At 66.7% G+C, this 24,008-nt stretch carries 18 protein-coding genes and 1 riboswitch; of the genes, 14 read left to right on the forward strand and 4 right to left on the reverse strand.

Features of this window, described 5'->3' with window-relative positions:
- The first annotated feature begins 98 nt into the window (after nt 1-98).
- The 8 genes from Phou_RS08025 to Phou_RS08060 all read left to right on the forward strand — a co-directional run bounded on the left by Phou_RS08025 (nt 99) and on the right by Phou_RS08060 (nt 7,030).
- Nucleotides 99-290 carry a hypothetical protein gene (locus Phou_RS08025; RefSeq protein WP_173054933.1) on the forward strand — a complete coding sequence of 64 codons (192 nt, stop codon included), beginning with the start codon at nt 99-101 and terminating at the stop codon, nt 288-290.
- Nucleotides 287-1,063 carry a DNA glycosylase family protein gene (locus tag Phou_RS08030; RefSeq protein ID WP_173054935.1) on the forward strand — a complete coding sequence of 259 codons (777 nt, stop codon included), beginning with the start codon at nt 287-289 and terminating at the stop codon, nt 1,061-1,063. The genes Phou_RS08025 and Phou_RS08030 overlap by 4 nt, the downstream gene beginning before the upstream one ends.
- Before the next feature lie 342 nt (nt 1,064-1,405).
- The gene (locus tag Phou_RS08035; protein WP_173054937.1) at nt 1,406-1,825 is read left to right on the forward strand and encodes a putative quinol monooxygenase; all 420 of its coding nucleotides are present in this window, start codon (nt 1,406-1,408) and stop codon (nt 1,823-1,825) included.
- A complete protein-coding gene (locus tag Phou_RS08040) occupies nt 1,822-2,559 on the forward strand; it encodes a class I SAM-dependent DNA methyltransferase (RefSeq protein ID WP_173054938.1) in 738 nt (245 codons plus the stop codon). Before Phou_RS08035 ends, Phou_RS08040 begins: the two co-directional genes overlap by 4 nt.
- Nucleotides 2,560-3,519, forward strand: a complete 960-nt coding sequence (locus Phou_RS08045) for a hypothetical protein (protein WP_173054939.1) — start codon at nt 2,560-2,562, stop codon at nt 3,517-3,519.
- Between the two features lie 8 nt (nt 3,520-3,527).
- On the forward strand, nt 3,528-4,367 hold the full coding sequence (locus Phou_RS08050; protein WP_173054940.1) for a phytanoyl-CoA dioxygenase family protein: 840 nt from the start codon (nt 3,528-3,530) through the stop codon (nt 4,365-4,367).
- Between the two features lie 27 nt (nt 4,368-4,394).
- Complete coding sequence (locus tag Phou_RS08055) at nt 4,395-5,387, forward strand: TauD/TfdA dioxygenase family protein (RefSeq protein WP_173054941.1); 993 nt, start codon at nt 4,395-4,397, stop codon at nt 5,385-5,387.
- Nucleotides 5,388-5,438: 51 nt separating this feature from the next.
- A riboswitch (ZMP/ZTP riboswitch) is annotated at nt 5,439-5,528 on the forward strand.
- A 20-nt stretch (nt 5,529-5,548) separates the two neighbouring features.
- The gene (locus Phou_RS08060; protein ID WP_173054942.1) at nt 5,549-7,030 is read left to right on the forward strand and encodes a glycine hydroxymethyltransferase; all 1,482 of its coding nucleotides are present in this window, start codon (nt 5,549-5,551) and stop codon (nt 7,028-7,030) included.
- 321 nt (nt 7,031-7,351) lie between these two features.
- Here the strand turns inward: Phou_RS08060 and Phou_RS08065 are convergent, their stop codons facing one another.
- The 4 genes from Phou_RS08065 to Phou_RS08080 all read right to left on the reverse strand — a co-directional run bounded on the left by Phou_RS08065 (nt 7,352) and on the right by Phou_RS08080 (nt 10,041).
- On the reverse strand, nt 7,352-7,756 hold the full coding sequence (locus Phou_RS08065) for a hypothetical protein (protein ID WP_173054943.1): 405 nt from the start codon (nt 7,754-7,756) through the stop codon (nt 7,352-7,354).
- 821 nt (nt 7,757-8,577) lie between these two features.
- A complete protein-coding gene (locus Phou_RS08070; RefSeq protein ID WP_173054944.1) occupies nt 8,578-8,925 on the reverse strand; it encodes a hypothetical protein in 348 nt (115 codons plus the stop codon).
- Entirely contained in the window at nt 8,922-9,110 is a 189-nt protein-coding gene (locus Phou_RS08075; RefSeq protein ID WP_173054945.1) for a hypothetical protein, read from the reverse strand. Before Phou_RS08075 ends, Phou_RS08070 begins: the two co-directional genes overlap by 4 nt.
- Before the next feature lie 187 nt (nt 9,111-9,297).
- Nucleotides 9,298-10,041, reverse strand: coding sequence for an endonuclease VII domain-containing protein (locus Phou_RS08080; RefSeq protein WP_173054946.1), 744 nt, complete (start codon nt 10,039-10,041; stop codon nt 9,298-9,300).
- Between the two features lie 982 nt (nt 10,042-11,023).
- On the opposite strand from Phou_RS08080, the gene Phou_RS08085 reads away from it, so the two are divergent.
- The 6 genes from Phou_RS08085 (at nt 11,024) to Phou_RS08110 (ending at nt 23,689) form a co-directional block, all read left to right on the forward strand.
- Entirely contained in the window at nt 11,024-12,307 is a 1,284-nt protein-coding gene (locus Phou_RS08085; protein WP_173054947.1) for a helix-turn-helix domain-containing protein, read from the forward strand.
- Complete coding sequence (locus Phou_RS08090) at nt 12,274-15,129, forward strand: hypothetical protein (RefSeq protein WP_173054948.1); 2,856 nt, start codon at nt 12,274-12,276, stop codon at nt 15,127-15,129. Before Phou_RS08085 ends, Phou_RS08090 begins: the two co-directional genes overlap by 34 nt.
- Before the next feature lie 84 nt (nt 15,130-15,213).
- Nucleotides 15,214-15,897, forward strand: coding sequence for a PepSY domain-containing protein (locus tag Phou_RS08095; protein ID WP_173054950.1), 684 nt, complete (start codon nt 15,214-15,216; stop codon nt 15,895-15,897).
- Nucleotides 15,898-16,438: 541 nt separating this feature from the next.
- Nucleotides 16,439-16,717: a hypothetical protein gene (locus Phou_RS08100; protein ID WP_173054952.1), complete on the forward strand. Its 279-nt coding sequence runs from the start codon at nt 16,439-16,441 to the stop codon at nt 16,715-16,717.
- Nucleotides 16,718-16,776: 59 nt separating this feature from the next.
- Complete coding sequence (locus Phou_RS08105; RefSeq protein WP_173054954.1) at nt 16,777-23,046, forward strand: hypothetical protein; 6,270 nt, start codon at nt 16,777-16,779, stop codon at nt 23,044-23,046.
- Nucleotides 22,967-23,689: a hypothetical protein gene (locus Phou_RS08110; protein ID WP_173054956.1), complete on the forward strand. Its 723-nt coding sequence runs from the start codon at nt 22,967-22,969 to the stop codon at nt 23,687-23,689. The genes Phou_RS08105 and Phou_RS08110 overlap by 80 nt, the downstream gene beginning before the upstream one ends.
- Nucleotides 23,690-24,008: the final 319 nt, after the last annotated feature.

The raw sequence follows: 24,008 nt of genomic DNA on the forward strand, positions 1-24,008 counted from the left end.
GGCTCCGGCGGCCGGCCGCGAATACGGCGGCTCACGCCGCCGGAGCCAGAACCCCATGTGAATTACTCAACGGCAGCGAACCGGCCGAAGGGGAAACGATGACGGCAACCGAGCCCAAGGACGACGTGTCGGTAGTGCCGGGCAACGCGCTGAGGCGACTACGGCATGACTGGCTCACGCCGGTGCTGAGGCTTGGCTGCGACCGGGACCTCAAACAGGTGGTGCGCGAAACCGTTACCACCGCCGGCCGGCGACCACCGCAGCTCCGCAGCGCGGTGGAGCGCCGATGAGCAACGTCGTCGACTTCGTGATGACCGACCACCCGGCGTGGATACCAGCCGGCAACGGCCGAGGCAAGCTGCGGGTGCTGGTGGCGTTCGGGCGCCGGTGGCTCATCCGTACCGGCGGGCCAACCGGTTTCACCCTCCACGAGCTCGCGCCCGCCGCGTCCAAGCCGATCCACGATGTGTTCCACCTCCCGCCGGGCGCCCTAGCCGAGCTGCCGCAGCTGGCCGGCAGCCTCGCCGGCCTCGGCACCGTTGCGCGGTTTCGGGCCGGCAACCTGTGGGACGCCCTCGCCACGGCAGCCGTCCGGCAAATGCTGCGCGGAGTCCACGCCACCAACGTGTATCGCCAGTTCTGCCACGCCCACGGCGAGCGGATACAGCTACCCACAGGCGAGCACTATTGGCTGTTCCCAACCCCCGAAGCCGTCCTCGACCTCACCCCCGACCAGTTCGCCGACGTCGGCCTGGCCTCCAAGCGAGCAGCTTTGCGGGACGCCGCCAACGGCTACCTACGCGACGGACATGGGTGGCAAAGCCTGCCGCCGCTACGGATGATCGAGCAGCTGCGCCGCATTCCGCGCGTAGGTCGCTGGACCGCGCACGCCGCCGCCGCGGACTGGAGCAACGAGTGGGCGCTCTACGCCGCCGGTGACCTGAACCTGCGCACCTGGGCCCGCCGGGCCGCTCCGGCCTACCCCTGGCCCCCGATCAGCGGACCTTCGCCAACTCCTGGCGCATGCTCACCGGCCACGACCTCGCCACCGCCACCGTCCTGACCCTGGCCTGGGGGAGCCGCCATGCCGACACCACCTGAAACGGCACCCTCGGCCGGACCATGGACCGGCCCCGCCCGTAGCGCCACTCATGGCCTGAACGCAGGGGCCTTCGCCGAAGGCGAAGAGCGAGGTTTGGGTCAAGGGCGATGCCGCGGCTCGGATCGGCTGGGAAACACCGCGCCCTTTGCACCCGGATGGGCCGACGGGTGACCAGCCGAGAGGTGCTTGCGTATCTCGCAGCCAAGTGGGTTCGACGACGCAGTGTTGCACGGCGAGTTCATCGGCATGTGGCGACAGATCAAGCGGTGATGCGCTACCGGAATATCGCTGAGGTGCTGGTGGATGATTGTCTATCGGGTTGAGGTAGTGGTGCGGCCCGCGGAACTGCCGCGGGCGCGGCTGATGTTCGCCGCGGTGGTGGAACAGAGCAGGCAGCTTCCTGGCGTCCACCACTTCGACATTCTTCAAGATCCAGCTAACGAGTGCCGATTCGTGTCGGTCGAGGTCTTCGAGGATCAGGCTGCGGTGGATCGGCAGGCTGAGCTGCCGGTGGTGGCCGAGGTTCTCGCCGCCTTCGACGGGCTGCTGGTGGACCGGCCGCGCGGCGCGATCTTTCACGTGTCGGCGACGCAGCCGTGGCCGGCAACAGCGACCACAGCGGGCTCGGCCGGACAGAGCCCGCATGCGACTGCGGCCTCACCCGCGCAGACCCTCACGGACGCTACCCAGGCCGACCATCTGCGCCCGGACGGTGCCGCATGACCACGCCGCACCACGCGTATACCGGCCTCGCCGACGAGTACAACGAGCTGCTCGGCGCGCAGGCAGAAGCTACCTGGAGGCGCGGGGTTATGGCTGATCTGGTGCGAGTCGGGGTACCGCAGTACGCGACTGTGCTGGATCTGGCCGCCGGCACCGGCATCGGCGGGCGCCTGCTGCGCGAGGTGGAGCCGACGCTTATCGTCTTGGGCCTGGACCACAGCCGGGCGATGCTGCGCCAGGCCGGCACGTGGTACCAGCGGACGATCGAGGCCGACCTGTGCCAGATCCCGTTGCCAGAGAAGTCCGTCGACTTGGCGGTGTCCGGGTTCGACAGCCTCAACTACCTAGACGAAGTCCGGCTTGGACAGTGCCTGGCCGAGGTCGCGCGGGTTTTAAGGCCCGCAGGCCACCTGGTCTTTGACTACTCCTCGCCATTCCTGCTGGTCGAGCAGTGGCGCGACCACAACCAGGCCGAGCGGCTGCCGGACGGCTGGCTGCGCTGGCGGCACCGTTACGACAGCAGCGCCGATCGGTGCGTGAGCACCCTGACCCGGTTCCACGCCGCCACGATCCGATGGTCAGAAACCCACGTCCAATACGCCCTGGACACCTTCCAACTGCACCAGCTTGCCAGCTCCGTCGGCCTGCACGTCGAACGGGTCCGCGACCTGCACCGCGCAGAGTTCAGCCCGGCCTGCCGCACGCATGTATGGACCCTACGGCGGGTGATATAGATGCCAGACCTGGCACGGATGTTGCGTGGACGACGCAGCTTCGCGGTCGCGGAGCTGGCCGAGCCCAACCGTGCCGACCTGCTGCCCACCTGGCTGCAGGACGACGCGGACGTGCACGGCAGTCACGGGCTGTTCTACTGGCTGCGCGCCCGTGGCCGGGGCCTGGTCGTGTCCGCCGGGGACGCGGCGACGGTGCTGACCTGGCGGCCCGACGTCGATCGGCTGGTCGCGGTACGTCCGGTCGGCGCGACCGCCGCGGTGGTGACGCTCCTGGAAGAGGTGGGCGAGGTGGCCGCCGCCGCCGCACCGAACCGCCCGTTCGTGGCCCGCTACTGCACCCCGGCAGTCGCGGCCGGGCTGGCAGAGCTCGGCTGGGGGCCGATGGCCGCCCCGTGGCACCCGGCGGCGCCGCACGACGACGAAACCCACCCGGAGGTTGTCGTCACCGCGCCGGTGGCCGAGATCCCGGCCGGGCAGCGGTACAAGCCGATCCGGGAGGCGATCTTCCGGCACGCCGCCCGGTACACCTACCTGTCCTCGCCGGTGCCGCTCGGCCTGGCAGAGGCCGCGTTCGTCGAGCGCGGCACCGCCCGCGCCGGCGGCTACGACGGGCACGAACGGGGCTTCAACACTGCGGTGCTGGCCAGCTTCGCCGGCCGGCGGCACGACTGGTTGACCTACCACTACCTGATCCGCGACGGCCTGGCCGGGCTCGCCGTGACCGGGAACGTCACCGGCATCGCGCACGGCTACTACCTGGCCACCCGGAACGTTCCTCGGCTGACCACCTACCTGTTGTGGCTGATCTACCTCCAGCAACGCCGCGCCGGCGCCGCCGCGCTCAACCTCGGCGGCTCCGAAACGCGAACCTTGCACGCCTTTAAGGTCCGCACGTTCCCGGGCCACGACCTGCAGCCGACCGTCGCGCTGCAACGCCACCTCGTCCCCACGTCCCGGTAGGAGCGGCCATGACCGTCACGTACACCATTCACAGCGCGGTCGACCAGCCACAGCGCACGTGCACCAGCATCCTCACACCAGACGAGCAGCGGGACTTCCTTCGCGACGGCATGGTGCTGGCCGAGCGGCGGATGCCGGCCGCCGCCGTCGCCGAGCTCCGCGCCGCCGTGGACGAGCTGGTCGCCGCCCGGTTCCCGGACGGCGAAACACGCACCTACCGCGAAGACTTCGCCGGCCAATACGTGCGCGACGGACACAAGCAGGACCCGCGCATCCTCACCGCGGCGCTGCTGGACTTCCCGCTCGCCGACACCATCCGGTGCCTGCTCGGCCCCCGGATCGTGCTGCGCAACACCAACATCCGCCTCACCCTGCCGGGCAGTGGCGACGACACGATCTGGCACACCGACTACCGGCCGCACACCACCCCAACGCCGCCGCTGCCGTCCGCTCCCCCGGTGATCACCGTCCTGATCTACCTCGACGCCGTCAACGCGCAGACCGGCCCGCTCTACCTGGTGCCGGGCAGCCACGACCGGCCCGAACAGCCACCGCCCAGCCACGACCATCTTCCCGGACAGGTCGCGGTATGCGTCCAGCCCGGCCAGGTCGTGCTGATGAACGCGGCCCTGTGGCATCGCGGCGGCGCCAACCACAGCCCCACCAGCCGCCGACGGCTGCTCACCGTCCAACTGTCCGGCATCTTCACCACGCCGTTCAACTTCGAGCCCGCACTACCCTCGCCCGCGTTCCAGCGCCTCGTCGAGCAAGCCAAGGCCCGCCGCGACGAGCCGCTGCTGGAACTGCTCGGCCTCGGCGGCATCAACCCCACCACCGGCCGCTACTGACCACCCCTCGAGCGAAAGGGGAAAGCCGTGACCGCTCCCCACTCCACCACGACCAACCTTCGTATCGACCCCGTCGCCGGCCACATCGGCGCCGACGTGTCCGGACTCGACCTGACCCAACCGCTGCCACCGGCGACTGTCGCCGCCCTGAAAGCCGCGCTGCTGACCCACAAGGTGCTGTTCTTCCACAACCAGCACCTCGACCACGCCACGCACCTCGCCTTCGCCCGCCAGATGGGCGAGCCGACCGCCGCGGACCCGCACGAGCCCGGGATCGAGCCGCAGTATCCGCAGATCCTGACCGTCGACCCGCGCGTGGACGAGCACCGCTACGGCAAGGACTTCGAGGAACGGTTCCGGCGATGCCGCCGGCACTACCTGTCCGGCTGGCACATCGACAACTCGGCGACCGTCAACCCGCCCGCCGCCTCCATCCTGCGCGCCGACGTGGTGCCCGCCTACGGCGGCGACACCCACTGGACCAACCTCGTGGCCGCCTACGAAGGACTCTCCCCACCGCTGCGGCAGCTGTCCGACGGACTGTGGGCACAGCACCAGTTCCTCGCCGGCTTCCACCTGAGCCCGCACGACCCGCAGGCCGCACCAATCCTCGCCGTGATCAACGCCCGGCCGCACGTCGCCGAACACCCCGTGGTCCGACTCATCGGCGAAACCGGCCAGAAGGCACTGTTCCTCAGCCCGTCCACCACCAGCCACATCGTCGGCCTGACCGCCGCCGAAAGCACCCACCTCCTCGACCTGCTCTACGAACAACTCGCCCGCGACGAGTACCGAGTCCGGCTACGCTGGCGGCCCGGCACCGTCGCCATCTGGGACAACCGCACCACCGCCCACCTCGCCGCGCTCGACCACGCCCACCTGGACGTCGACCGGCGCCTGTACCGCATCACCCTGGCCGGTGACGTCCCCATCAGCGCGAACGGCAGCCCGTCCCGTGCACTGACCGGACAGCCGTTCACCGGCCCGGACAGCGTGGGCAACCGGCCAACGCAACCATGAGGGCGTCGGCGTGCTTACACCCGGCGAGCACACCGGACGCTGATAGCATCCCGGCAGGGCCGTGACTGGCGCGTTCAGATGGATCACCATCGTGGAGCGGCCCCGCAAAAGCGACGTTGGCCGCGCGCCTGGGCCCTTCCATCCATCCAGGAAGGCCCACCATGAGCACGAACATCAGTCCCGAGGCGCTCGCTGCCCGCGCCGCCCTGGACGTGATCGGCACGGTCGAACCCCGTATCGCCGCGGCGATCCGCGCCGAGCTGGACGATCAGCGCAGCGCGTTGAAACTCATCGCGAGCGAAAACTACGCATCCCCAGCCGTGCTCCTGGCCATGGGCAACTGGTTCTCCGACAAATACGCCGAAGGGACCGTCGGGCGCCGCTTCTACGCCGGCTGCGCCAACGTGGACACCGTGGAAGCCATCGCGGCCGAACACGCCCGCACCGTATTCGGCGCCGCGCACGCCTACGTCCAGCCACACTCCGGCATCGACGCCAACCTGGTCGCGTTCTGGGCCATCCTCGCCGACCGGGTAGAAGCGCCCGCGCTGCGCCGCGCCCAGGCCCGCCACGTCAACGACCTCAACGACGACGACTGGGCGGCGCTGCGCCGCGAACTGGGCGACCAACGACTGCTCGGCATGTCGCTGGACGCCGGCGGTCACCTCACTCACGGGTTCCGACCCAACATCTCCGGCAAAATGTTCCAGCAACGCGCCTACGGCGTCGACCCAAACACTGGAAGGATCGACTACGCCGCCCTGCGGCAGACGGCGCGCGAGTTCCGGCCGCTGATCCTGCTCGCCGGCTACTCCGCCTACCCCCGCCGGATCAACTTCGCCACCATGCGAGAAATCGCCGACGAGGTCGGCGCGGTCCTCATGGTCGACATGGCCCATTTCGCCGGCCTGGTCGCCGGACAGGTACTCACCGGCGACGACGACCCGGTGCCGCACGCGCACATCGTCAGCACCACCACCCACAAAACGCTGCGCGGCCCCCGCGGCGGCATGGTCCTGTGCCAACCCGAACTCGCCGACCAGGTCGACCGCGGCTGCCCCATGGTCCTCGGCGGCCCACTACCCCACGTCATCGCCGCCAAAGCCGTCGCCCTCGCCGAAGCCGGCACAGCCGACTTCCGCACCTACGCACAACAGGTCGTCGACAACGCCACCGCACTCGCCGACGGCCTAAAACGCCGCGGCGTCACCCTCGTCACCGGCGGCACCGACAACCACCTCGCCCTCATCGACGTATCCGCCCACGGACTCACCGGACGCCAAGCCGAAGCCGCACTCCTCAACGCCGGCATCGTCACCAACCGCAACGCCATCCCCCAAGACCCCAACGGCGCCTGGTACACCTCCGGCATCCGCATCGGCACCCCCGCACTAACCACCCGCGGCCTCGGCACCAACGAGATGGACCACATCGCCGACCTCATCCACACCGTGCTGGCCAACACCCAGCCAACCGCCGACTCCAAAGCCAAGTACACCCTCGACCCAGCACTCGCCGCCAAGCTCGCCAGCCGCGCCGCCGAACTGCTCACGCCGTACCCGCTGTACCCCACAATCAACCTGAACACCGACGCCGACGCCCACCCACAGAACCACCCTCGCGGCGACGCCACGGAAGCGTGAACAGACAACTATCGCTATCTGTTTGTCCAGGTCGGCCACCTACTTGCAAGCTGGCACCTCGGCTTCATCCCGCCGCGCCCGTGTGTCCGGTCGCGGCGGGCGCTCGGCGCCGGCGACCTGCCTGGGCAACCATCGCGCCTGCCGGCTCCGTCATCGCAGCAGGCGAGAGACGCCGCACCGCGACATCTAAACCGGCCGAGCCCTTGCCCAAACTAGCTCCCACGAGGTATGCGAACACTCAGCCCATGCTCCCGAAAGACTGCGACGCGGGAAGTGGGGCGACGAGGTGCCCAACCGCTCCAGGTCGCCGTAGGAGGGCGGCTACCCGCCGCCGTGGCTGGTGATCCAGCGAGCGTCGCTGACCAAAGTCGTCTTGTGCATGGCGACCCGACGAAGCCGCTCCACGGCCTCGTGCAGCGCCGCCGCTGCCTCGGGCCGCTCCGGCCACCACCCGTTCAGGATCGGACCGACCGCCACCGTCACTGCAGACAGCGGCGTGCCGCTGGGCAGGGCGGCCAGGGACTTAGCCGCAACTGTCGCGGTGGCGTACGCGTCGCGGTCCATCGGGCCGTGTGGCCAGCCCGGCCCGCCGCGCCACACCTCAGCCAGCCTCAGTACCACGTCCGCCGCCGCCCGGATCTCCTCGACCAACTGGGCGTCCGTGGTCGCCGCCAACTCGCGGACGAACTCGGCCGCCCGCCGCGGGTCGTAGACGTTTCGGTCCACCTGATCATCGTAGAGGCCTGCCATCAGGGTTGCCGGGCTCGATCGAACGATCGACCTCGACGGCTGATGACCGGCGCGACTTCCCCTGCCTGATCCCGAAGCGCCCCGGCCCGGCGCACACCTGCATCCGCGGAGCCGGCACGTCGCTCCGTCTCGGCCAGCGCCGACCTGTTAGGCTCAACCCCTCTTGTTCGTACACCTGTACGGGGGTAGCGCATGTCGGAGCCGTACGAGACGACCTGGGTCTACCACCCAGCGACCAGTTCGACCTCATCACCAGGCCGCGACCGTCACGGTGTGCCGGTACACGGGGTAAGCGCACCCGCGAGCGACGGACGGATGCAGGTCGTTCTCGCCAACGGTGATCGCATCTGGGCAAGCCCACGAGAGCTCGTACTGGTGTTGCCGTCAACACCGGGCGACGGCCCCGTCGGTCCGGCCCGACCAGGTCGCGGACGACCGCCAGGCTGACATCCAAGACCAGCCCCGTCAGACGCCTGTGTTGTTAACGCCAAGACTCTGTCGCAAGTGCCCGCCCCTGGCCACCACCGCAGCGACGAACTCCATTGTGAGTCCGATCCCGTCAGCGGGCCAGCCTGGCCATCCATACGGCAGATGTCGCGGCGCTCGGATGATCCCGTACCCGGGCCTGCTCATGGGAACGTCGAGCGGGACGCCCAACGCGCCAGCCGGTCGCGTCGGCAAGATGCCGGATCGCCGCCTCCGGGGCGACGTCGACGGCGGCGACGCGGAGATCGTCAGCGAGGGACATGGCCTGAGCCTGCCGGAGTCTGTGCGTGTGGTGGAAGACGCCCAACGATTCACGCCGGCGGCTGATGCGCTCGCCTGGCCGCCCGTCGCGCGAAGCCCTCCTGAAGCGCCTCCTCCGGCGTCAAGGAACGCACTGGCGGCGTGTAGTCGTCGAGTGTTGCCAGGACGGCAGGCGGGCGCGTCGCCCGCTCCGCCGCCCTCGCGGCGTCCTCGGCGGTGTCGCCAAGCCAGCCCGGCTCGTCCACCGTCACACCGCACAGCACCTTGCCGCCGGAATCCGGAAACGCAACGACCGGGTAGCAGGCCATGCTGTCCGGGCGCCAGGCGACGACCCGGCCAACCCTGACGACACCGTCGGTGACGGCAGCGAACCATAGCGGATACGGCTGGGCGATCATGCGGCCGCCTCAGCTGCCAGCCCGCGTGGCCAACCCAGCGTGACCCGAACGACCGGGTCACCGTCCACGTTGACCCGGTTCCGTCGGGCCGTATCGCGGACGGCCCGGAGAACAGTGCCGGGAGATTGGCGTACCCGCCACCACAGCACGGCGATCGTCACCTCGTCGGCACTCTGCGTACCCATACACCCATCGTGGGGCATGGGTACGACGGTTGTCGATCGCGATCACTCGGCCAGCGGCTCAACCGGCGGATACAGGCGCCCGCCTCGCCTGCCGTACTTGTGGAGCGCACCTATTCCGACCGTGCGGTATTCCCCGATCACAGCCACAGAAAGGGCCCGACCGATTGGGCCGGGCCCTCTTCGGCCCTCAGGCCGTCCCTGCAGCTGACCGTCGCCGCTGCTCGCCCGCCCGCGCCGGAACTCCGCTGTTGACGCACCCGCGGCGGGTCAGCGCGTCAGCAGCCGCCGCACGGACACCCGAACTGCCCGACCCGATCGACGGCTGGGCGCCGGTCGAGTCCGACGACGCGCGGCGCCCGACGGTCCGGACCGTGTTGGCCGGGAAGGAACCGACGGCCAGAAAGGCATCGAGGTCGGCGCGTCGAACATCCATAAGGGCGATGAACTCCGGATCGGTCGCCGCCGCCCGGCGTCCCTCGATCGACGCGTACATCGCCCGCGAATTAGCGCGAATCCATGCCGGGTAGTAGGCGATCCGCACCTGGTCCTCGAACTGGTACTCGCCAGCCGGAATGCGCTCGATCGCACGGCCCGGAACGAGCGGCCACCCCGGCCGAGCGTGCCGCCGCAGGTACGCGTTGTACCAGCGGAACTGGCGAACCGATGTACGTGCTGTCAGGCACAGCTCGTAGAAACCGAGCAGGCCGTTGCAGCCGCCGCACAGCAGACCGCGGACGCATTCGCCGCAGGATCGCTGCCGCTCGGGGCAACAGCGGTGGTCGTGGTCGACGGCAAACGCCTTCCCATCGCACGAGGCGGTGAGCGTGCCGCAGATTCCGCAGCCGCCGCCCTGCTCAGCGAGGATCTCGTCATACCGTGACAGCGTCAGGCGGTAGAGACGCCAGAGCCGGCGGACTCGTTCTTCTGCCACGAGGCGGCACGGTAGCGACGGGCTACGACACTTCGCACACGATGGTCAGCCCGCGGCCTCACGCTCGCCGCTGCGGCCATCCGGTGGTGACTCGCTCACGCCATCACCGCGGGCAGGTGTCCGTTCCACGGCTCGCAAGGCGCACCTCGCCGAAGACCTGGGTCAGCGTTCGGCAAACTCGCGGCCACGCTGCCGGGATCGAGCGGCCGGGTGGTCGTCACGGGTCACGCTACCGCCGCCTACCCGGCAGGCAGCGAGCGTTAGCCAGCCGTGCTGTTCGGCGAGTTCGAGGTAGCGGTGCTCGTCGCCGGCGGCGCGACCACCTGACCGAGCGCCAGGTCAGGACGGAGCTGCGAAGCCTGCCAGCGGTGATAACGTTCGACGAGATCAGCCATCGGGTGGAACGGATCCGTACCGACCGCACACTCCGCGAGGTCGTCAAGGCATTCAGGCGTACGGCGAGGCTTTCCTCGTCACCTGTCGCGGTGCGATTTCTGTCGGATCTGGCGGCGACGGCGGAGCAGTCCGACTCGCATACGCCCGCCGCGGGAAGCTCCTCGGAGTTCACCGCCTGGCTACGACGCAGTGGTTCCAACAAGGTCCCCAGGTGCTCGGATCTGGTTCCCTGGCGGAGCCAGCATGCTGGCCAACGGCGTGACGCAGGTTGTTCCATCCGGGCCCGCAACGAGACATGGGCGGGAGGCCCTTTCGCCCGGAGGGGCGTATCAACTCTGCGTCGCATGCGGTTCCGGAACGAGACGTGCCGCGTCGCACCGATCCCGATCCGGCCCCTGGCCGAGCAGCGAGATGCTTCTCGGCCGGGCACCTTGTACGGGTGCGGAGCTGGCTGCCTCAGCGCGCCACCGCGATCGTCCAAGCGATCTGGTCCTCTAGCACACCGAAGAGAACCGCTGCCCACGATGAAAATTGGTCTCATGATCCATACTGAGTTACTGCGTGTGAAGCTGCTACGGTCGCAAGGATGGAACTGCTGGGTGCGCGGATTCGCCGGGAACGCGTTCGTCTCGGGTGGGACCAGGCTGAGTTTGCGCAGCGGATGGGTGTTGGCCAGCAGGCGGTTAGCGGGTGGGAGCGTGGAGCGTCGCGTCCGCGCCGTGCGATGGTCGGGCTGTTGGCAGATCTCTTCGGGATCGATGTCGATGTCCTGATCCGGGAGGCAGGGTACGTCGCTGCGACCGCCGATACACCGACCGAGGGGGTTCGACCTGTTCGGCCGCGGTTGACATTGCTACCTCTCCAGTCCCTTCCGCCGGAGCAGTTCGAAAGCTTTTCAGCTGATTTGGCCCGGCTGTTGCATCCTGACGCGGCTGTGCATCGAGTGGGTGGGCAGGGCCACAAGCAGTACGGCCTTGATGTGGTCGTCAACCATCCGCGCGGCAAGCCGACTGGGATCCAGTGCAAGCGTGAACGTCAGTTCGGCCCGCAGAAGGTGAAGGATGCGGTAGCGGCGCTGACGACACCGGTGAGGCGCTGTTACATCTTCCTCGCCCGGATCGCGTCGCCATCTGCTCGTGCCGAGATCAAGAAACATCCTCGGTGGAAGCTGTGGGACGCGGACGACATCTCCCGCACGGTTCGACGGCTACCGCTGGACGATGCGCTTCAGCTCGTGGACACCTACTTCGGGGGGTGGCGAGAAGCGTTTCTCGGCGTCGCCCAACCCAGCCCATGGCTTACCACAAGGGACTTCTTCCTGCCCTACAGCGGCATCGTCAGCTACGACGGCCAGCTCGTCGGTCGCGATGACGAGCTGGCCAGCCTCCTGAGCCTGACGGAATCCGCCGGCGACCTTGGTGTGCTGTTCGGTCGCGGCGGCCTAGGCAAGACCCGACTTCTCCGCGCCTTCGCCGAACTCGCCGAGCAGCACAGGCATGCCACCGTCCGGTTTCTCGCCCCTCAGACGCCGCCGGGTCCGGCCGACTTCGAGCTACTGCCCACCGGCGACCACCTCGTCGTGATCGTTGACGACGCTCACGACCGCCCCGACCTGGCAGCGGTACTTCTGGCTATAAGGCGGACCCGACCTCAGGCCAAGGTGCTGCTGGCCATGCGACCGTATGGCGAAGCGCAACTGTCCGCCGACCTCCGGCAGGTCGGCCTTCACCCGTCGGAGATCGCCATTGGCGGCTCAACGACTTGGATAGGCAGGAGGCAGCGGAGCTTGCACGGACGGCATTGCCGCCTGGGACCTCCTCCGCGGTTGTCGAGCGATTGGCCGGCGTCGGCATTGACTGCCCGCTGCTGATCGTGGTGGCCGGCAACCTGTTCGGCCGAGGTCAGCTTGATCCGAACATGCTCGAAGGCAGCGGTCCTCTGCGCGACGAGATCTTGACGGCTTTCCGCGACGCGATGGCCGGCGACCGGGCCTTCGGCGACCCGGAGTTGAGACGCGAGGTGCTGAAGGCGGTAGCGATCTTGCAGCCGTTTCGGACCGGTGACGACGAGTTCCACGCCGCCATGGCCGGTCTGACTGGCCAGCCGTACGACCGAATCGTGCATCACCTCAGGAGCCTTGAGGACGGCGGGATACTTCTGCGCCGGGGTCAGTCGCTGCGGGTGGTCCCCGACCTGCTCGGGGATGTGGTCCTCGCAGAGGCGATGGCAGATACCGCATCGGGCCGGCCAACGGGATACCTCGAACGAGTGTGGCAAACGGTCAGCGGCCAGCCTCTGTTACACGTGTTCGTGAACGGTGCCCGAGTTGACTGGCAGGTCCGGCAGGGCACGCACAACGCGTCCTCACTCGTAGGGCCGCTCTGGCGCTGGTTCGAGCAGCAGTTCCGCGACGCAGGGCCGAGCGCCCGGCTTGCCCTGCTGGAGATGCTCCGGAAGGTGGCCTACTTCCAGCCGCAGCGCGCCTTGGCGATGGCCCGATGGGCCCACGAGAACCCAAGCGAGAACCCATCGGCAGACGGGAACCCTGAAAGCCTGCTGTACCTCTACCCGACAAACGAGAACGTGGTCCACGGCCTGCCGGCGGTGATCGAGAACGCCGCTTACAACGCGGACTTCCTGCCCGAAGCGTTGGACCTGCTCTGGCAGTTGGCCTCCAGTGATGAGCGACCGACGAACCAGTACCCGGAGCACCCAATCCGGGTACTGTGCACCCTCGCGGAATATGAAGTTGGCAAACCCCTCCTCTACAACGAGGCGGCGGTCGACGCGGCCAAGCGCTGGCTCGCACCGCCGGACGTGGGCGACCTGCCGCACTCACCGTTCGACGTCCTAGAAGTGCTGCTCGCAAGCGAGCTCGAGGAACGCATCCCCAGGGACCACAGTTTATTGCTGCGCTCGCGGTCGTTGAACGTCGACGCGGTCGCCGACGTACGGGCCTCTGTCATCGACCTTGCCATGTCCGAGGTGCGGTCGGCCGATCCACGTCGTGCTGTGAACGCGATAGAGGCAATCGCCAGGGGTCTGCATTTTCCACGCGGCCTGTTCGGCAGGCAGGTCACTGACACGGAGTGGTCACAGTGGACGCCGACCATTTGCGAAGAGATCCAACGCCTGGGTGACCTAGGATCCGATGAATCGCTCGACCCAGTCGTCAACGTGGCGATCCGCAACGCCCTCCACCCGCACGCCCAGGGCTCTGGCGTCACCAAGGATCCTGCCGCGCGGGCCCTTGAGCGATTCCCTGCCTCGCTCGAACACGACTTCGCGCTCGCCCTCCACGACGGCTGGGGCCGCATCCTGGGCCGCAAGCGAGGCTCACTCGATGATGCGCCCGACCGGCAAGCCTTCTTCGACCACGTAGCCTCCAAAGCAACGAACCTGTGGGCCGACGAGGAACTGTGCAACCGGCTGGAGCGGCGCCTGACCACCGAACGACGCGCCTTCAAAGCCGGTGGTGGCAGGGCAGGCAACCCCGCCCCCTTCGTCTGGACCTTGATCCGGACGCGGCCCTCGCTCGGCTCCGTCATCTGTCGCCGTGTTATCGACGACCCAACCTCGGTACTTCTTGAGCTCGTCCCCACGGCCCTGAGCAGGTTAGCCAACAGCAATTCCGCCGACACCATCGCTCTGGCGGATGCACTCATCGCCACGGGTTCGACTGTCGTCGCTCGACACGTCGCCCACGCCTTCGCGTGGGGCCGCGGCGACCGCAGCGACCTGCTCGACAACGAGGCCAACCTCCTTCGATCACTTGCCACCCACGATGACCCGACCATTCGCCAGATCGCTGCCCAAGCCGTTCAGCCGCTGAGCAGCGGCCAACGACCGCTCGCCCTCGAGCTGGCCGCCACGATCCGCTTCGTCGACGATACGCAAATCGCCGCCGAGCTCCTGGGAGCCTTCGGCTCCCACGGCCGCCTACGCTGGGACGAACTCTCCGATGCCCAAGCCAGCGACTTTCTCGACCAACTCCGCCACTGCCCGTCAATCGACGACTACCACATACTCGATTTCCTTTCCCACCTTTCCCGGACCGAGCCAGACACGGTGGTCAGGCTGTTGCTCGATCGAGCAGAGATCGGCGACGAACTACCCTACGCTAAGTACCGACCATTACCGCATCACTGGGAGCCCTCCCTGCACGTCAGAGCGAATGATCGATTCCCAGAGATTCTTCGCACGATTCGCGACTGGATCGTCGATGGCGAAGCCCCTAGCCGTCGTTCCGACGGGCCGGAAATCTTCCACGCAGTCGCTCAGGATTACGATGCCCAAGCGATCCAGATCCTCGACGAAACACTACTTGCCGACACCCCGCAACACATCAGAGTCGTCGGCGCGATCCTTCGTGAAGCGCCCAGGCACCTGGTATGGGACAACGTGCCTTTCGTAGCACGAGCACTGCACATCGCCGAAAGGCACGGCCAAGACTCTATACGCGCCATCGGCAACGGTCTCCACGCAGCGGTAACAACCGGTAGCCGCTCGGGCAGCATCGGCGAACCGTACCAAGAAGACATCGAACAACGCGACAAATCCGCCGAGATCGCCAACAAGCTGCCGACCGGATCGATCGAACAAAGTTTCTACCACTCGCTGACAAGGGCAGCAGAGGCAAGCATCAAATGGGAAATCGAACACGACCGCGCCACCGACCGGCGAGACTGGTAGCGGCTTCGCACAACGAAACCAAGGCCGGGAATCGTGTTGTGTCGAACGCACGGTAGTGTCGTACGGCACCTGTACCGTACCTCCGTGCTGCCCTCGCTCACCCTAGTACCTGCGCCGGCCACAGACACCCCACACTGGGCCGATATCTTGCAGGCGTACGCCGCCTGGGCCGGTGTGTTGGTCGGCGTCATCGCAGCCACGGTAACGGGCGCGCTGCTCGTCTTCGAAATCCGCCGGAGCCGCAAGGCCGACCGTGAGGCGGCCAGCGACCGCGCGGACGCTGCCGTCGACCGAGAGCTAGCTCGCCAAGATCGGGACCGGGCTACCGCGGAGCGACGCGACGCGGAGATGGCACAGGCACGCACCGTCCTGCTCGGCCAGGTCACGATGGACGACACGAATCCAGAGTTGCGGCGGGTGAATGTGGCGGTACGGAACTACGGCGTCGAGCCCGTGACCGATGTCCGGCTGGAAGTTACCGGCCCTGCGGGACAAGCCGAGTTCCGAATTGTGGACGGGACCACCGTGCTCGGCGGTGGCGAGGCCCTCAACATCGACGAGAGGCTGCCGGGCCTGGTCGGGGCCATGCTGAGGGATGAGCGAATCCGGCGGAATCTGGCCGTGACAGTGGAGTTCGCCGACATGCGCGGGCTGCGGTGGCGTCGGGTCGACAACGGACCGCCGGAGCGGGTACTCGTCGACGAGTTTTCACCCGGTGCAACGGCCCTGGGTCCGGCTTGCTGCGACCGGGAGGAAGCGTCCACATGAAACGAGGTAGGACGCTCCCGGGGTGGCGGCATGCCGCGGACCGTACCCGACCGCCGGACCGGCGGGCACCACATTTCCGGCGCCCCTTCACCCTCCCACCCGCCGCCGCTCGACGTCTAGGTAGATGCGTACCACCGATCGTAGAGGAGTTCCGTCTCGATGCCGCTGGTGGCGACGTCGACGTGCTTCGCTGTGTCCCGTACGGTACCTCCTTGTTGCGGCTGGCCGAAGGCACTTGCCTCCTTTGCAATCAGGTCCCTCGAGTGGCAGCCAGGGGTGTTGCCCCGGTTCTAACTGCCGAACCCGGCACGCTCTGAGGTCCGAGAGCTCTTCACTGCCCAGCGAGCCAGCACCGCCGACTCATCCCCAGGGATCCGCGAGCGCAGCCGACCCCAAGACCCACGCAGCCGTCAACAACATCGCACAACTTTGCGGCACGCTCATGGCCACCCGCCTGCAGGCCGAAGGGTCTGCGAGTCGCTGGTGTCCGGATTCGCCCCAGGAATCATCGCCAACAACGACACCAAGACGGATCGCCTCGATGATCATCGAGATACAGAGCCGCGACGCGCAAGCCAACGACTGGATGGAGTCGCTGTTCGCCCAGGATACGACGATGCTCGGTGTCCGACTCGCGATCGCCGAAGCACTCCTGGGCGGCGACCCCGACGGCCGGGCAACCCCTGCTCAAAGACCGGCCAGACTGCCCGCCCGAAGTGGTCACCTAATCATCAACAAGCTGCCGCCTCTGAACCCGCCTCCGCCGTGTCGCGAGCAGTTGGGTTCTGTGCTGTTCCGAGCGGCAAGCCGCGAGGCCTGACACGGAGTCGTTGCTGAGTGGAGGGTCATGTCGGTCGTTGCGGCTAGTCTGTTTCGGATATGGCTGAAACAGACCTGCTCAGAGCCAGCCGCGACGGCGACCAGTTCCATTACTACTGGGCGGCGCGCCAGTGCCTGGGTCTTCTCGCGCCGGCGGCGTCGCTTGTTGCGGTGTCGATCGAGGGCGTATCGGCGCGGGAGTTCCCGGTTGGTAGCCGGGTCGTGGCCGGCGAGCAGGTTGTGGACATCGCGGAGTACTACGGCTCGGAGGAGGTTTCCGAGGCTGACGCGGTTATCTATCGGCAGCTAAAGCACTCCACAGTCCGGGAGACCACACCGTGGACTATGTCGGGGCTGAGGAGGACGTTGGCCGAGTTCGGCAAGCGGTTCAATGCCCTCAAGACAGCAGATCCGGCCATATCCTCCAAGATCAGCTTTCGGTTTGTGTCGAACCGTCTGGTTGGGGAGAAGGTCCTCCAGACGCTGGAGGACCTGGCTCGGGGGCAGGCGCCGCGGCATGCCGATCAAATGAAGCTACTACGGCGATACCTCGCCCTCGCTGACGACGCGGCGGCTTCGGAGTTTGCGCGCGCCTTCGACCTTGGGCGTCCTGAGAGAGGGCTCCTGGCGCTTCGCTCAGACTTCGAACGGGGTGTTGCGGATTACCTGCCGGGCATGCGAGGTGATGCGCCGCTGCGGTTGAAGGAGATCGTCGCGCAGCGAGCAACCTCGTTGGGCGGCGATTGCACGATCAGGCGCGCAGATGTGCTGGTGTCGCTCGGGGTGACCGAGGACCAGCTCCTGCCCGCACCGTCACGCCTGACGGCGGTTGGGAACCGCCTCGACAGACGCCAGTTCCGTGACATCGCTGACCAAATCATCGCCACTGACAGCGCTGTGGTCGTGCACGCCGTCGGCGGGGTCGGTAAGTCCGTGCTTGCTGGGTCGCTCGAGCAGTACCTGCCCGAGGGATCGGCGTGCATCACGTACGACTGCTTCGGCGGGGGTGGGTACCGCCGTATGAGTGAGCCACGCCACGAACATCGACAGGCGTTGTTGCAAATCGTCAACGAGTTGGCGGGCCGCCGCCTCTGTCAGCCGCTCATACCCGCTTCGACCGCTGCTGCGGCGGACTACACTGCCGCCTTCCTGGACCGGGTAGAAAGGAGCGCAGCTGCACTCGGTGCCGCCAATCCGGGCGCCCTACTGATCATCGCTGTCGACGCTGCCGACAACGCAGTAACGGCGGCGAGGGACCACAACAGCGAATCTTTCGTACCGGATCTGTTGGCGGAGAAACGGCTGCCCGGCAACGTTCGGCTGGTCATGTTCGCCCGCACCGAGCGCGTGGGCACGCTTGATCCACCCCCGGGCGTCGCGCGAGTAGAGCTGACCGGCTTTTCCCTGGCAGAGACCGGTGCCTACCTACACGCGAAATTCGCCGACGCAACCGACGCGGACGTCGCCGAGTTTCACCGCCGAACCTTCGGCAACCCGCGAGTGCAGGCCCAAGCACTCGAGGATGCAGACCGCGTTGAGGACTGCCTTCGGCTCTTGGCTGCCTCAGCCGCTGCCGATGCCGCGGGTGCTCTCGATGCCGTGATTGCTCAGGCCGTGGAGCGGGTTCGGTATGACCGAGTACTAAGCACAGAAGAGGTCGACCTGATCTGCGAGGCACTGGCGGCGCTCCGCCCACGTGTACCGGTGCAGGTCATGGCAGACCTTTGTCGCCTGCCAGCACAGGTGGTCCATAGCTTCGTCAGTGATCTTGGTCGGCCGCTGCTCATCGATGGCGAATCCGTGCAGTTTCGCGACGAGCCGACCGAAACGTGGTTCCGGAGAAATCACAGGCCGACTGGTCAAGCATTGGCCTCCTTCCTGCAGAGGCTTCGGCCGCTGGCCGACCGCTACGCGTACGCCGCGGCCTCCCTTCCTCAACTGCTGTGGGAGGCCGAGCAGTTCGCGGAGCTAGTTCAGCTGGCCGTCGACGGCGCGGCACTGCCGACGCAGAACGACCTCGAACGCGCGGAGATCGAGCAGCAGCGCATCCAGTTCGCCTTGAAGTCGGCGATGAAGCGCAACATGAAGCCCGAGGTGGCACGGTTGGCGCTGAAGGCAGGCTCGCTTTCGGTGGGCCACTCTCGCCGGCTCACCCTGATCAAGGAGAACACGCACCTCGCCGGCGAGCTGCTCGACGGGCAGACTCTCGATGACCTCGTCGCGCGCCGCGCCTTCAGTGGCGACTGGCCCGGGTCGGGCCTTGGCTACGAGGGTTGCATGCTCTCGTTCGTGCCCGAGGAGCTTGATCTGGCGCGCAGCCGGTTGCGTAGCGCTGTGGATTGGATGGTGGGCTGGTCCCGGTTGCCCGCCGAGGCTAAAGAGAATCATCGCCTTCGAGACGAGGATGTTGCGCAGGTTGCATTGGGTCTGGTCAACACCGACGGTCCTGAGGCTGCGGTGTCTTACCTCAAGGGGTGGACCCCAGCAACCGTGGCGTATCGAGCTGGCCTCATCGTCGCCGCCCGCCTGATCGAGATGGATCGCATCGAGCAGCTCAACAGACTCGTCGTCGAAGCAGCCGACAACGCCTTCATCCAGATGGCTGTGCTCTACCACGCCAGCCGGTCCGATCTCACGCTTGGGCGCGAGGCTGCTGGCACGGTGCTAACCACCCTCCGACGGCGCCGCAAGGCGATCGACGTATCGGGCGGCCAACGGGAATACGGGCACGAGCACGACGCGCTATACGCGGCGATCGCCGCCGTTACCGCGGCAGCGAAGCACCGGCTGAGCGAGTCGAGGGCTCTTCTGCGGATCTTGAAGGTCTACTTGCCTGCGTCCCTACCGCACGGCTTGGGCGACCGTTTTGGTAGCCAACCTGATGTCCTGCTGAAGGCATACGCGCTCAAGGCCTACTGGGAGGGGCGAGACTTCATCGACCGTGACCTCGCCCATGCCGAACTGCTGAAGGAGATGGACAAGTCCCGGCATCAGGATTCCCGCGAGCTGTTCGACTTCCAGCGGAACATCACCCCGATTGTTCCCTGGGCGCGGATCTGGGCTCGAGTCGCATGCGGCGATGACGACGTGGAGGCGGAGCTCGATCGGGCCGCTGAGAAGGCCTACGCACAGAGTGTCACCGACTACCAGACGCCGTTTGCCATGCTGCGTCTGACAGCGTGGCTGTCCGCGCAAATCCTCAGCCGAGGGTGTGGCGCTGGCCTAACGGCGAGGTTCAACGACTGGCTGCGGCGGGTCGAACAGTTCGTCTCCTGGGAAACGCTGATCGACGTCGTCCGCCGCACCGCCCAAGCTGAACACATGGACGAGGTCACCTTCGCCGTCGCGGCACGGCTTGATGAGGCGATCTCGCAGGCTCGTAGTCAGGCCAGCGAGAAGATCTCCGCCTTCACCGAGCTGGCTCAAGCGATTCGCCCAGCCAGCCTCGACGAGGCACGCGCCTTCTTCGGCCGTGCGATCGACACCGCCGACAAGATCGGCGACGATGTCATGCCGCGTTGGGAGGCGATCAACGCCTTGGCCCAGCAGGCTTCGAACGCGGGCGAAGATGCCAAACGTGCCTATCTGACTGCCAGAACCTTCGAAGCGCTCGCCGAGTACCTCGGCGACGCAGCGTTCCACCCGCAGTGCATCCAGACCGTTGCCAAGTTCACTAGGTCGAGCGCTCTCGCGTTGGCTGCTCGATGGCGCAGCCGCCGGTTCGGAGCGGGCTCTCGCGTGCTGCAAGCACTGCTGGAGCCCGACGCTCGCCTGGTGGCGGACGTGCCGCTGGGTGGGGTGGCGCTGCTGCCCTTGGCCGAGACCTTCGACGTGCGTGTTGTCCTGGAGCAGGCGTTGCGTGGAGGAGACGTCGAGCCGGCACGGCTGTTCGAGGTCGTGAGTATCTACGACCGCGTCACCTGGCACACCATCGAGTACTTCGAACAGGTCGTCGCGTTGGCCCATCGTGCCTCAGTCGACCTCAGCAACACGAGCTACGCCCAAGATCGTTACCAGCGCCGCCTCTACGACCCGAACAGACACGCATCCCGCCACAGCTACACCTCATCGTGGCTAACGCGTAAACCCGAAATTGAGGCCCGCCGCGAGGTCGAGCTTGGCGCGTTGAGAACGCTCGACCTCAGCAATCCCAGCGACCTGGAAACGGCACGCCGCATGTGCGAAGAGCGGTCCCGCACCCTTCGCCTCGATGACTTTATCGACGCCGTGCTCGCCACGCCGAGCCGCCGGCTACACAGGGCGATAGACAACCTCCGAAACAATCATCACGTCGACACCTACATCTACCGGTCGGTGCTGGAACGGCTCACCACCACCGAGGGCCTACCCCGTGCCGCCGTCGACGCAGCTCGTGACCTTGCTAGGTACGCGGTCCGGCGCTTTTGCCACAAGATAGCCGGCGCCCACAGGTACGAGCCGTTGCCTTTGGATCTGCTGTCCCGAGCAACTGGGCAGCAGCCCGACGTGCTCTACGACCTGGCGCTGGCCGAGTGGGGCGCACGAAGCGACCTGCTCAAGAGCGAAGACTGCTTCAGTCTCGTCTACAGTCTCGCTCCACGGTTGTCGGCCGAGCACGCGCGAGATGCCTTCGACCAAGCGATAGCGGAGCTGGACTACCTGAACAACGCAGACACCGCAGATGGACCGTGGGACAGCACCCTCATTCCACCGATCGACCTGAGTCGCTGCATCGCCGGCTACATCTGGTCGGCGTTGGCCGACCCTGACGAATCGGTCCGCTGGCGCGCCGCGCACGCGGTTCACATGCTTTGCCGACTCGGCGCCACCACCGAACTCCAGGCACTCGCCGAACTGGCAACGGCAGCATCGGCCGGTCCATTCACTGACGCCCGCATGTTGTTCTACGAGAAACATGCCCTGCTGTGGCTCCTCATGGCGATCGAACGCGCCAGTCTGGATGCGCCGGCGGAACTCAAGCCCTTCGAGACTGTCCTCCGACAGGCCGCCCTCGGCGTCGACACCCATGTGCTGCTTCGCGAGGCAGCGCGTCGCGTGCTGGCCATCCTTGACCGCAACAACGTGGTACGCCTCGATGACAGCGAACGCGACCGCCTGGCCCGGCTCAACCAACCAATCGGCCAGGTGAGCGGCCGTGCGGTCCGGCCATCATGGAGCCAACGCACCGGCAAACGCCACGACGACGAGTACTGGTTCTACTTCGACTTCAAAGACCACTGGATCGAGCCACTGGCCGAGCGCTTCGGTCCGCCACTGGATGAGCTCAGCCGCCTGGTCAGTGAGGTGATCACGACCTCCTGGGCGCTACAACTGTCCGACGGGCGCGTCGAGGATCAACGCCGCACCCGCCGGATCCTCCAGGACGAACGCACCTCTTACTACAAGAGCGAGATGCCGGCCGTCCACGATCTCGACTTCTACCTCAGCTTTCACGCGCTCATGACCGTTGCCGGGCAACTGGTCGACACGATGCCCGTCCAAATGGACACGAACGGCTTCGACGAACACGAAGACTTCACGAGGTGGCTACAAGGCTTCCGACCCACTCGCCCCGACGGCCGGTGGCTTGCCGATCGACGCGACACAGTACCCGCCGACCAGGTCACACTGCTCGACGCCGACTACCGCGATGGCACTTGGACCGACGAAGTGCGTCGAGAGGACCTACTGAGCCGGGTATTCGACGTCGCCCCTGACGCAATCACGGTTTGGGAGTGGTCCACACAGGAGCATAGTGGCGCGAAGGAGACCGTCACCATCGAAACGGCGTTGGTCGCACCCGATCGTGCTGCACACCTAATGGCCGCATGGCAGACATCTGCCCGCAGCTGGAGCTTCAAGGTGCCGACCGCGGACGACGAAGACGACGACCTGGACGTCGACGGATACCGGCTCATCGGATGGGTCGAGGACCACGATTTGACGAGCACCCTGGACGAACGCGACCCGTACGCCAGTGGCGTTCAGTTTCCCGGTCCACGGCCGTCGGCTCAAGCAACACAGTGGCTCGACATCGTCGGCGATCCTGACCAGCGGGTGTGGTCACGCGACGGCGAAACCGCACTGATCTCAAGCGTGTGGTCCGACATGAGCGACGTTTCAGGTCGTAGCAGCGGAAGTCAAGGCAAACGGCTCAGCATGAGCCTGGACGATCTACGCCGCCTAACGAACGTGACAACCATGAGCGTGATCTTCAAGGTCACCCTCAGACGGCGTAAGCGCGACGCCAAGGAAAACAGGCTGGAGCCAGATGAACCAGGAACGCAAAACGCCGATCCCCATTTCAAGATACTCGTCTTCGACGAACAACTCGGGTTCATCGAGCTATGACAACATCGTCGCGCTCGGCCGCGAACTCGCCGACTGCCTGGAACCACACGACACGCTCGGTCGATGGATGGCCCACTACATCGCCGACCTGATCTACCGCGCCGAGGGCGCCGATAATTCAGATCGCGACCGGCTCCAACGTGAGTGCGCCGACGAAATCCTGCGCCTGTGGAACCACCGCGGCAGCTTCCGGAACCCCGACCGGCCGATGGCCAGCTACGAACCTATCTACCGCGCTCTGGGCAGGCTCGATCCAGAAAACCCTCCATGGACGTACTGGCGCGGCTTCAATCGTGACAACGCCCCAACCCCGGACCAGTTGGAAATCAATACTCTGCTGAAGGCGGCGCTCGCGATCGAGGAGGCGGCCCGTGACGCGGTGCGCGAGCTGATCCTTGCTGCGGCGCACGCAGCGACGCTGAAGGAGGCCAAATGGCTTGACCTCGCCAAACACATCGACGACGGCGAAACCGGACTGTTCAGAGCCTTCGCGCGGCTCAGACACGCACGCACAGATGACGAGCCGGACGAGTCTGCGGATGAAGAGCCTGCCGATGATGCCGTCCGAGCCCTTGCGGCGCTGTCGACCGCCTGCCTTCGTGCGCGTGAGGTAGCGGAACTGCACCGAGGGCCAAACGCCTGACATGTCCTCGGCGCTCTGTGCTACGTATGCCTCCGCCGCGTCCAGTTGTGGACGTGGCAGCAGGGACTGCACTTGATTAGCGCCGTTAATCAACACGCTCACAGTAGAGATCAACCATCTTCGAAGTAACGCTTTTGAGTTTCGGAGGGGCGGTTCTGTGCTACCGCCGAATCGACCAAACCGGCCTACTCAACCCACTTGAGACGCGGCCTAAGCCGGCTGTTTGCGGGGACGGTCGCGACGGACGGCGAGGATGTCGCGATGCGGCCGGGTCGACGAGCCGTTCCTGCTGGAAGCCTGAGCCTGGCGCTCCTGTTTG

The sequence above is a fragment of the Phytohabitans houttuyneae genome (assembly GCF_011764425.1).
In the GTDB taxonomy this organism is placed as follows: domain Bacteria; phylum Actinomycetota; class Actinomycetes; order Mycobacteriales; family Micromonosporaceae; genus Phytohabitans; species Phytohabitans houttuyneae.

What these genes read in the sequence shown, in the direction of transcription:
- Phou_RS08045 (WP_173054939.1), top strand. Translation starts at nt 2,560, where the DNA reads ATGCCAGACCTGGCACGGATGTTGCGTGGACGACGCAGCTTCGCGGTC.
- Phou_RS08075 (WP_173054945.1), bottom strand. Translation starts at nt 9,110, where the DNA reads ATGGGTACGCAGAGTGCCGACGAGGTGACGATCGCCGTGCTGTGGTGG.
- Phou_RS08105 (WP_173054954.1), top strand. Translation starts at nt 16,777, where the DNA reads ATGGCTGAAACAGACCTGCTCAGAGCCAGCCGCGACGGCGACCAGTTC.
- Phou_RS08060 (WP_173054942.1), top strand. Translation starts at nt 5,549, where the DNA reads ATGAGCACGAACATCAGTCCCGAGGCGCTCGCTGCCCGCGCCGCCCTG.
- Phou_RS08070 (WP_173054944.1), bottom strand. Translation starts at nt 8,925, where the DNA reads ATGATCGCCCAGCCGTATCCGCTATGGTTCGCTGCCGTCACCGACGGT.
- Phou_RS08040 (WP_173054938.1), top strand. Translation starts at nt 1,822, where the DNA reads ATGACCACGCCGCACCACGCGTATACCGGCCTCGCCGACGAGTACAAC.
- Phou_RS08025 (WP_173054933.1), top strand. Translation starts at nt 99, where the DNA reads ATGACGGCAACCGAGCCCAAGGACGACGTGTCGGTAGTGCCGGGCAAC.
- Phou_RS08100 (WP_173054952.1), top strand. Translation starts at nt 16,439, where the DNA reads ATGATCATCGAGATACAGAGCCGCGACGCGCAAGCCAACGACTGGATG.
- Phou_RS08110 (WP_173054956.1), top strand. Translation starts at nt 22,967, where the DNA reads ATGAACCAGGAACGCAAAACGCCGATCCCCATTTCAAGATACTCGTCT.
- Phou_RS08085 (WP_173054947.1), top strand. Translation starts at nt 11,024, where the DNA reads ATGGAACTGCTGGGTGCGCGGATTCGCCGGGAACGCGTTCGTCTCGGG.
- Phou_RS08050 (WP_173054940.1), top strand. Translation starts at nt 3,528, where the DNA reads ATGACCGTCACGTACACCATTCACAGCGCGGTCGACCAGCCACAGCGC.
- Phou_RS08030 (WP_173054935.1), top strand. Translation starts at nt 287, where the DNA reads ATGAGCAACGTCGTCGACTTCGTGATGACCGACCACCCGGCGTGGATA.
- Phou_RS08035 (WP_173054937.1), top strand. Translation starts at nt 1,406, where the DNA reads ATGATTGTCTATCGGGTTGAGGTAGTGGTGCGGCCCGCGGAACTGCCG.